Origin of the sequence: Hyalangium gracile (assembly GCF_020103725.1) — a bacterium.
Classification (GTDB): Bacteria; Myxococcota; Myxococcia; order Myxococcales; family Myxococcaceae; genus Hyalangium; species Hyalangium gracile.
Genome location: NZ_JAHXBG010000031.1, coordinates 120,525 through 129,958 on the forward strand (window position 1 = coordinate 120,525; position 9,434 = coordinate 129,958).

9 protein-coding genes are annotated in these 9,434 nt (G+C 65.4%); 3 read left to right on the forward strand and 6 right to left on the reverse strand.

All coding sequences use genetic code 11. From position 1 onward, the window contains the following. Positions 1-337: 337 nt before the first annotated feature. Positions 338-1,066 (forward strand): NADPH-dependent F420 reductase, encoded by a 729-nt coding sequence (locus KY572_RS40415; RefSeq protein WP_224249081.1) that lies wholly within the window; start codon positions 338-340, stop codon positions 1,064-1,066. 130 nt (positions 1,067-1,196) lie between these two features. On the opposite strand, the gene KY572_RS40420 is transcribed toward KY572_RS40415, so the two are convergent. From KY572_RS40420 to KY572_RS40440, 5 genes are all read right to left on the reverse strand, one after another. Continuing rightward, positions 1,197-4,502 carry an outer membrane protein assembly factor BamB family protein gene (locus KY572_RS40420; protein WP_224249082.1) on the reverse strand — a complete coding sequence of 1,102 codons (3,306 nt, stop codon included), beginning with the start codon at positions 4,500-4,502 and terminating at the stop codon, positions 1,197-1,199. Positions 4,503-4,701: 199 nt separating this feature from the next. Then, on the reverse strand, positions 4,702-4,989 hold the full coding sequence (locus KY572_RS48275) for a DUF4240 domain-containing protein (RefSeq protein ID WP_224249090.1): 288 nt from the start codon (positions 4,987-4,989) through the stop codon (positions 4,702-4,704). 24 nt (positions 4,990-5,013) lie between these two features. Beyond that, the gene (locus KY572_RS40430) at positions 5,014-6,165 is read right to left on the reverse strand and encodes an IS4 family transposase (RefSeq protein WP_407660091.1); all 1,152 of its coding nucleotides are present in this window, start codon (positions 6,163-6,165) and stop codon (positions 5,014-5,016) included. Positions 6,166-6,201: 36 nt separating this feature from the next. Beyond that, positions 6,202-6,516, reverse strand: coding sequence for a DUF4240 domain-containing protein (locus tag KY572_RS40435; protein ID WP_224249083.1), 315 nt, complete (start codon positions 6,514-6,516; stop codon positions 6,202-6,204). Positions 6,517-6,544: 28 nt separating this feature from the next. Further along, positions 6,545-6,817: a hypothetical protein gene (locus KY572_RS40440; protein ID WP_224249084.1), complete on the reverse strand. Its 273-nt coding sequence runs from the start codon at positions 6,815-6,817 to the stop codon at positions 6,545-6,547. A 488-nt stretch (positions 6,818-7,305) separates the two neighbouring features. On the opposite strand from KY572_RS40440, the gene KY572_RS40445 reads away from it, so the two are divergent. Both KY572_RS40445 and KY572_RS40450 read left to right on the forward strand, forming a co-directional pair. Then, positions 7,306-8,229 carry a DUF6310 domain-containing protein gene (locus KY572_RS40445; RefSeq protein WP_224249085.1) on the forward strand — a complete coding sequence of 308 codons (924 nt, stop codon included), beginning with the start codon at positions 7,306-7,308 and terminating at the stop codon, positions 8,227-8,229. Further along, entirely contained in the window at positions 8,226-8,981 is a 756-nt protein-coding gene (locus tag KY572_RS40450) for a DUF5953 family protein (RefSeq protein ID WP_224249086.1), read from the forward strand. Before KY572_RS40445 ends, KY572_RS40450 begins: the two co-directional genes overlap by 4 nt. 300 nt (positions 8,982-9,281) lie before the next feature. On the opposite strand, the gene KY572_RS40455 is transcribed toward KY572_RS40450, so the two are convergent. Then, entirely contained in the window at positions 9,282-9,431 is a 150-nt protein-coding gene (locus KY572_RS40455) for a helix-turn-helix domain-containing protein (RefSeq protein WP_317987968.1), read from the reverse strand. Between the last annotated feature and the right edge of the window lie 3 nt (positions 9,432-9,434).

A 9,434-nucleotide genomic window follows, 5' to 3' on the forward strand; every position in this document is an offset into this window, starting at 1 on the left:
AATCGTTCGAGCGCCTCCGACAGTTCCTCGGCCATGGCCACATTCGTCCACAGCGCCCCCTCCGGAAGCTGCTCGCAGTCGTCCGACTTGAAGCGGTCAGCCCGTTCGGGCCCGCTGGCCATGTCGCGTGGGTGGAGACGGCACGGACTCGGGGCTGCGTGACGCGCTCACCCGGTGGTTCGGACCGCCCACGCTGGCGTTGCGCGGCTCGCACCCACGACAAAGCATCGTGCTCGACCGTGAGCCTCATCTGCCGGGTCGCCTCCGGGCCCCTGACGAAATCTCCCCTCCACCGCGCATCGCGCGGACGGGTCGGGCATCTGACCGGCGCACGAAGGTGCGGGATTCAACCCTGGAGGACAACGACATGAAGATTGGAATCATTGGCGCGGGCTTGATTGGCGGGACCCTGGCCCGGCGCTGGGTGCAGCTGGGGCATGAGGTGTCCATCGCGAACTCTCGCGGGCCGGAGACGCTCGTGGACCTGGCGAAGGAGACGGGCGCGAAGGCCGTCACCGTCCAGGAGGCGGCCAGGGCGCCCGACGTCATCGTGGTGACCATCCCCCAGAAGGCGGTGCCCGCGCTGCCCAAGGGCCTCTTCGCGAACACGCCCAAGGACGCGGTGATCATCGACACGGGCAATTACTACCCCGTGCGCGACGGCCAGATCCAGGCGCTCGACGACGGCCAGGTGGAGAGCGAGTGGGTCGCGTCGCTCATCGGCCGTCCGGTCATCAAGGTCTTCAACAACATCTTCTTCAAGAGCCTGGGCGAGAATGGCAAGCCCCAGGGCACGCCGGGGCGCATCGCGCTGCCGGTCGCGGGGGACTCGCCGGAGGCCAAGGCCAAGGTGCTCAAGCTGGTGGAGGAGCTGGGCTTCGACGCCATCGACGCCGGCAGCCTCGCCGACTCCTGGCGCCAGCAGCCCGGCACCCCCGTCTACACAGGGGACAAGGACGCCGCGGGCGTGAAGGCGGCCCTGGCCGAGGCCAAGCGCGAGCGCCTGCCGGAGTACCGTAAGGCCTCCAACCAATGGCTGAAGGACTTCCTCGCCAAGCAGGGCTGAGCGCTCCCGCCAACGGCTCGAGCGCCTCGTCGTCGAATGGCGCGGCGGGCGGCATTGCCCGCTGCCAGTTTCCCCCCAGGGCTGCGCGGTTTGTCCACCCGCGGCCCTTCTCGGCACCTGCGCTCCGGGCTCACCAGTACTTGAAGCTCAGGAACGTCGCGCCCCAGTCGCCGATGGCATCCACGGTCATGCACGCCAGCCGGCCGTTCTCCCCCAGCAGGGTCAGGGGCTTGCCCAGGTAGGGCAGGCAGCTGAGGAGGTTCTCGTACAGCGGAGAGCCTGCGTACGTCTCCGGCCAGTCCAGTGAATACAGCACGTAGATGCCCATCATCATCAGGCCGTAGCCGACGTTGGCGACCAGCGAGACTTGCTGCCACGCCGTGCCACTGACGAAGATGCCAGCAACCGTGAGGACGAAGGGGGCGATCTGCAGCGCCCAGATGACGTAGTCCTGCACCTGATCATTGCTCACGGGCACCGGGAACCCCAGCCCCTGCACCAGCAGGCTGAGGGTGGCATAGATGCCCACGGTGACGTTCGAGGGCGTCTCCTGCTGATCCATCAACATGTCGAGCACGGTGTACACGTAGTAGCTGAGCGTGTAGCCGATGTGCATCAGCTCGCTCCCGGCGTCGCCGAGCGCGGCAACCGCCGAGCCTCGGGCCTTGTGGATGATCGTCGCCGGGACCGCCACCAGCAGGGTGCAGACGTTGAGCAGCGACAGGTCATCGCCGGTGATGAGGCGGTAGAGCGCCGAGAAGAAGGACAGATCGATCGACTGCTTCAGCCACCCCACCACCGAGTCGAGCACCGCCTCGAGGAACCGCAGGAAGTCCTTCACCACGGCCGCGGCGAACCGCACCAGATCGACGACGAAATCCGCCATCAGTCCCAGGATGTCCTGGAAGCTCTTGGTCACGAACTCCTCCGGGTGCGTGAACAGGAGCTGGAAGTTCGAGACGAACCCGGACAGCTCTCCTGGCAGGTTCGCGAAGCTGGAGGTCAGGGCGGTAGTGGCCTGCTCGAGGAACCGCGGGAAGGCCGTGCCTACCGAGCCCCCCAGGGAGGGGAGCGCCCAGAGCGAGGTGACGTCGTTGAAGCGCTCCAGGATCCACTGCAACGGGGCATAGGCTCCGTCCGGTACGAGCGTGAGCGGGTTCGTGCCGCCCTGGGTCTGTGACTGGAGCGTCGTCGAGCCGATCTGGCCCAGGACGGACTTGAAGGCGTTGGCGATCTGGCCCTCCATCCGCTGAAAGAAGGTGTCCACGTCTCCCAGGCCGGCGGAGATCTGATTGCCGAGCCACGTCTGGAACGTGCTCACGTTGTCCAGGATGTAGGAGGCGAGCTTCCGCTGGGTCTCGATGATGTCCCGCCACTCGAACAGCCAGCAGAGCCACTCGATCACCTTCTCCAGGTCCTGGACGACCGTCTTGAGGAAGCCCACCACGACCGTGAAGGCGTCCTCGAGCGTCTGGACGGTGAGGTGGTAGACCTTCTTCATCTCATCGATGAACACCTCGATGGACGTCTCGACGAAGCCCTCGGCCCATTGCCAGGTGAGCGAGAGCACCTCGCCCGCCCCGTGGATGACGTCGCTGATGAAGTCACCGAAGGAGCCCAGCAGCCTCGAATCGCCAGGGCTCGCCGGGTTGCGTGGCGCCCGCGGCGCCGTATCGCTCAGCGGTGTGAAGGACAGGCCCGTGTCTCCCACGACCAGCGTCCAGTTCGGGATGTCCCCGGGGCTGAGGGGGCGCCCGGGAGCCGGTCCCGAGGCCACGTACGCCGTGTCCGGCATGGAGTCCGGGAAGGCCAGGTAGCGGGTCGCGTCGGCCCGCGGGCGGCTCGCCGCGCCGCGAGAGCTTCCACCGCCCAGGCTGTTCCGGATCGTCCTGGCGATCGTCTCCTGGCTCGACACGTTCTGGTACTTGCCCTTGAGCAGGGGGTTGCCCTGGAAGTCCTTGGCCTTGTCGGCGGCGAGATCCTCCGCCTGGACCTGGGAGAGCTTCGTCGTCACGCCCTGGCTCAGGTAGATGACGATGCTCTCCTGGGGCTGCATGAAGTTTCCCCAGAGGCTCAGGTTGGGGACGAGGAGCTCCGTGGTCCTCAACGAGATGCCCAGCTCTCCGGACGCATCGGTGACGAGCCAGGCGGCCTTGTCCACGTCCACCGCATAGTTCTGGCCCTTCACCGTGAGGGTGGCGGGGCCGCTGGCCGTCAGCTTCACGGGCTGGAAGGCGCGCGGGTTCTTCCGGACGTCCACCAGGCGGAGCTGGGCTCGGAAGGCGGGAGTCTTCGGCACGGGCTGGGAGCCCGAGGTGTCGTAGTCATCCGCCAGGGGCAGCGTCTGCACGAAGAACTCGTGAGTGATGCCGGAGAGGTTCACCGCGCCGAGGGTGTACGCTCCATCGCCGATGCACAGGAAGTACGTCACCCCGTTCTCGGTGGTGGGGCCGGGAGTGATGGTGCCCTGGCTGGTGTATTGAAAGCTCACGGCGTTGACGCCCGCGGCCACATCCACGGCATACAGCTTCGCCGCGTCCGTGGCGAAGTAGGCGGTGCCATCCGAGACCGCGACGTTGGTGACGATCCGCTCCCCCGGTGAGAAGAGCCAGAGCTGCGCTCCGGTGCTGGCATCCAGGGCGTAGAGGTTTCCGCCGTCGCTCGCGGTGTAGAGGGCTCCGTTCGCGTAGAAGGGTGCGGCGGTGAGGGGGCCCTCCATCACGGCCTCCCACTGGACCGTTCCGGTCGCGATGTCCAGGGACTTCAGCGAGCCGTCGCCGCAGGCGACGTAGACGGCTCCCGGTCCGACTCCGGGGTCCGCCGAGATCAGCGTCTGCCCGTTGTCCGGCTGGTACTGCCACTGAATCTGGCCTGTCTTGATGTCCAGCGCGTAGAGCACGGACGTCTGATCGTCCTCGCGCCAGGCCGAGACCAGCACGGTCTCGTCATAGACGATGGCCCGGGACATGCGCAGGCTCAGGCCGTTGGCGGGCAGCAGGAGCTTGCGCCAGACACGTGTGCCACTCCGCGAGTCCACGGCGTCGAAGAAGCCCTGCTCCTGGCCGAAGAGGAACATGCCCTGGGCGAAGAGGGGCGTGACCCGGATCGTCCCTCCCGAGGTGTACCCCCACAGGCGGTGTCCGTCCGTGGCGCTGAAGCCCTCGAGGAATCCCGCGAGGGTGCCCACGGCGATGACGCCATTGCCCACGGCCGGGTTGCCGGCGGAAGGAGAGTGGATGCCACTGTTCCACAGCTCCCGGGACGTCTGGGTGTCCAGGCAGTGGAGCGCGTTCTTCCCGTAGCTCGTATAGAGGAGCTTCCCCTGGAAGAGCACGGGAGACTGGGTGTTCCACACCGCCGGGACGTTCGTGCTCCACACCAGGGTGGGGTCGGAGTCCCGGGGAAGCGGGGAGGAGGCGGCGTTGGTCGAGGTCATGCACCCAGACTAGGAGTCCGACCGCCGCACGATCTTGTCCTGAAGCGCCAGGAGCTTTGTCCTCGCACGCCACGCGGAGTGCATCCAGCCCCGCGGGGTCTACCGAGCGCTTCGTCGAGGCGGTTCGCCAGCTGGACCTGGACGGAGTGTTCTTTCAGGCGCTGGAAGTGCGGTGAACCAAGGGTGTTCGCCTGCCCGTTTACCCTCTACACGGCTTCGATTGCCGCCGGCCGTATTTCCTCCAGAGTCGAGGGAACCTGCGCATGAGCGCATCCCCATCCTCTTCCCACTTCTCCCCAGTGGGCGCAGGGCGGCGCGGGTCCGTGTACGGTGGAATCTCCCGGCCGGTCGACTCCTTGTAGGCGCGAGCAGGGGCATACAGGAACGCCTCGAAGAAGACATCCTCGACCCCTGGAGCGTCGACTACGTCAGCGAGCGATTCCGCGTCCTCCAGCGCAGCTTCGAAGACGCTACGGCCCTGGGAGATGACCCATGCCCCTGAGGCATCCCCTCAAATAACCCCGAAGGCATGGCGGAAAAGAGGCTGCTGGCTGAGGAGTTGAGCGAATCGCTCGATGAGAGGGCGCAGACGGTGCTCAGGCATGTGGGGGATGGCTTGGTAGTACAGGCAGCCCTGGCGAAACAGGGAGTAGGTGCGGCGCTTATCGGTGTTGGCCTTGAGCTGACGCTCCATGCCCAGGCTCTCACCTGCGGCGCCCAGCAGCGTCAGCAGTGCACAGGCCAAGGCGCTGAGCAGCAGCAGTCTGTCTCTGCGCTCCGGCTCGGCGATGCGCACCTGGGACAGGCCCATGCCGAACCTCAGGTCCTTGATGTCCCGGAAGCTCTCTTCAATGCTGAATCTGCGGCTGTAAAGCGCCACCACTTCGGCCGCTGAGGCCAGGTGCAGGCTGGTAGCCAGGCACCACGGCTCCTTCATGCCCTTCTTCTTCACGCACACCACCGCGCCTACCTGCGTGCAGTCCGCAGTGACGAGGGCCTGGGGCAGTTTGCGCAGGTGGCCGGCTTTGGGCACCCAGTCTGCCGCCGTGCGCCGCTCGCCCTTGTCGCTGGTGACGGTAATGCACTGGCGGAAGCGCACCACGTACTCAAAGCCCACCTGCCCCAGCAGGGCGTAGAGCTTCTGGTCGGCGAAGCCCCGGTCCGCCACGAGCGTCACCCTCACCTCTGCAGGGATGAGCTCGCGCAGCCTGAGTACCACCGCATCTTCCACCTCGTTGCGCAGGCCCTTGAGGGTGGATTTCTGCACGCTCAGCCATACCAAGGGCGTAGGCCGTCCATGCTGGGTTATCAGCGAGGCCACCAGCGTCGTCTGGTCATCGGCCTCGAAGTCCGTCCAGTCCAGCGCCACCAGCGCTTCGCTACGCTGCCCCAGCACGTACGGCACCCAGAGCGAGAACAGCTTCCACACCGGTATGCCCGTGTTGGACAGCAACCGGTCCACCTGCTTTATCCCGTGCTTGCCCTGCGTGCCTCGAGCCATCGCCAGCGCTTGGCCGATGGCGTACACCGACAGGCTCGCCGCGTGGATGACGCCCAAGGTAGCCAGCGACAGCGACAGCACTCGCTTGGCGTGCAGATCCTCTTCGAAGAGGCTGGCGAGGAAGGTATGCACCTGCTGCTGGGTAATAGCGGAGGATGTCACCCGCCGAGTAGTAGGAATTCCACCCTACCTATCGCATCAAACGACCGGCGTGCCGCTTGCCTGCTTGCCCGCAAGATGAGGGGATGCCTCAGCCCATGCCCGAAAGTCCGTAAAGCCATCATCCGAGCAGCCCTCCGCGATGAGATACGCCGCGCCCCACAGGTCCCAATGGAACGCCGCATCCATCTGCGCGAGAAGGAAGTTCCGAAACTCCACGATCTCCTCAGGGGGGAGCGCGAGTAACAGCGCCCTGAGTTCCTCGAGCTGCTGCTCCATGTTCCCATCCACCTGGGTGGGTCGGAAGCTGCTCCGGGACGACATGACGATCCGCCAGAACTTCTCGCTATCCATGTGGGTATGCCTTCATGGGATAGGCCACCTATATCCCATCGCGCTGCTCAATCACTGGAAGCTCCCGGTTCAAGAGGCCTGGGACGAAGTCACCTGCCCAGTCCGTTGTGCCCCATAGGGCCTCGGCCTCTTTCTTCAGCTCTCGGAACTCCTCGGCGGAGATCTCGATTCTTGCTCGCACCACCTCGCCGCTCATGTAGGCCTTGTAGTGCTGCGATGACAGCAGTGACTCCTTTTGCTGGAGGATGAAGAGCCCCTGCTCATCCTCCAATATATAGGGCGCCATGACATACCTGGACATCTTTAGACCTCCATGGTGTACACCTTGGTGCTGTCCTGCTGAAGCAACCTCGCCCATTGATGTTGACTGTCCCCTCCCCATGAGGAGCCTTTCCTATATGCAGGGGAGGAGCGGAAGCGAGCGGCCGTACCTCACCGATGAGCCCTGACGACCGAACGCCCCAGGCACCACCGGGAATCCGTTGGTGGCCAAGTCTAACTCTCGGGCGATCGCTGTCGGCGCGGGCCGCACGCTGGCTCCCGACTGGATGAAAGGGCGCCCGGGGGCTGGGAAAACGAGCTGCTCGTTGCGTCTCTGCTGCCGACTGGGCACGTCGCGGCCTACAGCGTGCCACTCGTCGAGGGCGCGTTCCTTTGGGGCGGCAAGGTCTACCGCTGAGCTGCTCGCCGACTCTGGCGCTCCGGGGGGCGAGCTGCGAAACTCGGGCGCGCTCCGACTGCTCTCGCCGTCGAGCGTGGCGGTCAGCCCCCTGCCATGAGGATGTGTCCATGCTCCATCGAGCTTGCAGCGCCCCCCTGTTACTGCTCCTGCTCTCAGCCTGCGCCACGATGGATTCGAGCCTGGAAGAGTGGGAGGACCCGAGTCCGAGATTCGCCAACCTTCAGCGGGCAGCGCAGTACCCCTGGACGGACGACGGACATTGCGTGGTGCGCGAAGCCTCCAACGAATGGCCGATCCTGGCGGAGAGGTGCTTTCACGCGCTGGATCGCGACAGGGTCAGGTTTCGCGATGTCACGAGAAGATGCGCTGTCGCTTCTGCTCCTGCGGCTGCGGCTGCCGTGCCCATGGGCGTAGCGCTCTGCGTCTTTGCGTCGCCGGTGGTCGTAACTGGAGCAGTGATTGTCATTGGCACCGTGGTGGTGGCGGTTCTCATCAAAGAGAGCCTTGATGCTTATGACCGGAGCGCCTCCCATGAGCGTGCGAAGCGCAAGGCTCAGACACGGCCATTCAATCAGCAGGAACCCGTGATGAACAGAGAGCCCACGCCGAGGAGCTTGGGTCGGGATTGGCTCCCACCCGTGTCATCCAATCCGACGGAGCGCCGCCCAGAGTGCGAGCCCATCCCGGTGCCACGCGCGACCAAAGATGATCCTCATAACGAGTGCGCCGATACGTTTCCGCCTAACCGCTATCCCGGCAGGGACGTGAGCGTGAGCGGAATACGCTTCGATGCGCTGCAAGCCGGGGTTCGCGTGCTGTGGGAGATCAAGACCCATCAATTTGACAAGTATAATGCCTTCATCCGGGATCGGGAGATTGAGAAGGAGTTGAAGCAAATAATAAAGGAGCGAGACGCTGCGGCGGCCTGTGGATATGACTTCGTCGTCGGGGTGAGCACCCAGGCGCACAAAGACGCGCTGCTCGAGGAGCTTCCCAGGCTCAATGTCGTCGTCACGGGGTGCACACGATGACCAGGCGTAGAGCCCTCACCCTCATCGTCTACGCTCCCGCGCTCGTGGGAAAAGATGGCCGCACGCTCAATGTCATCCGTGGGATGGAGACGGCGCTCCCCGGCTTGAGGCTGAATTGGCGGCTCTCCGCCGGCGGGCGCCCCATCGCATTGCAGCAGCGCGACGCGTGGCTCCTGGAAAGTGTTGAGGACGGAGGATTTCCTCTCATCTGCAACGGGCACGAGCGTTACCCCGTGACGGTTATGGGATTGGAAAACTCGGCACTCTTCAGCCCAGGCGGTCAGTCCCAGTTTGAAGTGCATGCAAAGCTGCCACTAGACGAGCCAGTGGTCGCGGCGGCGCCGGCTGTGCTTGAGGCTGTGGCGGAGGGGGCGCACTCATTCTGGGGGCATGCGTCGCCGTATGGTTACGGCTCGGAAGTCGCGCAGCAGTTTCGCCGCTCGCCTCATGGGCCGGAGCGCTCGCCCCGTGGGCTTCCCATGCTCAACCTTCCAGAGAAGCTCCCCGCGCCTGAGATTCCCTGTTTCCTCGGGTGGCTGAACTATTGGTCCGCCGCAGCCGCGCGAGCCATCGGGTTCCCGGATCCTGCTCGCGACTCCGAGTTGCTCGAGCGGGCGCGGCGCACGGAGTCGGGGGGGTGGGTCGTGCAACTCACCGATGCGCCGCTCGATTACGACAACCCCGCCCACCTGGACGCGCTCAAGCGGGCCTACGAGCGCTTCCCGGAGATCGGCGGTCGCGCGGCACCGTGACCCCTCCTCAGCTCGGGGCGCCCTGCGCGGGCGCGGGGTTGAGGCGCGCAGGGGCACTGCATGTGTCCTCTGTGTGCCCCTCCAGCGGGGAATTGAACGGGACGAGAAGGGATGAGACGGAACGGAGCGGGGGAACGAGCCGGTGTGAGCTCAAGGCGTTAGCCGGTAACAGCGCGACCTGCTTAGGATTTTGCCTTCAGCCTTGCTGCGGGTTCGATTCCCGCCGCCTCCAGCCCGAGAAGCCAAGGGGTCTGGGTTCCTCATGAAGCCGCCGAGGGTGAACTCTATTCTTCATACGGCTCAGTCCTCCCCTGGGTTGAGTCCCCACTGCTTGAGCCGCTTGAAGAGGGAGGAGCGGGCCAGCCCCAGCTCCTTGGCGGCGCGGTCCTTGTGGAAGTGGCAGCGGCGCAAGGTGCTCTCGATGAGCTGGCGCTCCAGGCGCTGCATCATCTG

Bases quoted from the DNA above. Each gene is read 5' to 3' on its own strand.
- KY572_RS40420 (WP_224249082.1), bottom strand. From the start codon at position 4,502: ATGACCTCGACCAACGCCGCCTCCTCCCCGCTTCCCCGGGACTCCGAC.
- KY572_RS40435 (WP_224249083.1), bottom strand. From the start codon at position 6,516: ATGGATAGCGAGAAGTTCTGGCGGATCGTCATGTCGTCCCGGAGCAGC.
- KY572_RS40440 (WP_224249084.1), bottom strand. From the start codon at position 6,817: ATGTCCAGGTATGTCATGGCGCCCTATATATTGGAGGATGAGCAGGGG.
- KY572_RS40445 (WP_224249085.1), top strand. From the start codon at position 7,306: ATGCTCCATCGAGCTTGCAGCGCCCCCCTGTTACTGCTCCTGCTCTCA.
- KY572_RS40450 (WP_224249086.1), top strand. From the start codon at position 8,226: ATGACCAGGCGTAGAGCCCTCACCCTCATCGTCTACGCTCCCGCGCTC.
- KY572_RS40455 (WP_317987968.1), bottom strand. From the start codon at position 9,431: ATGATGCAGCGCCTGGAGCGCCAGCTCATCGAGAGCACCTTGCGCCGC.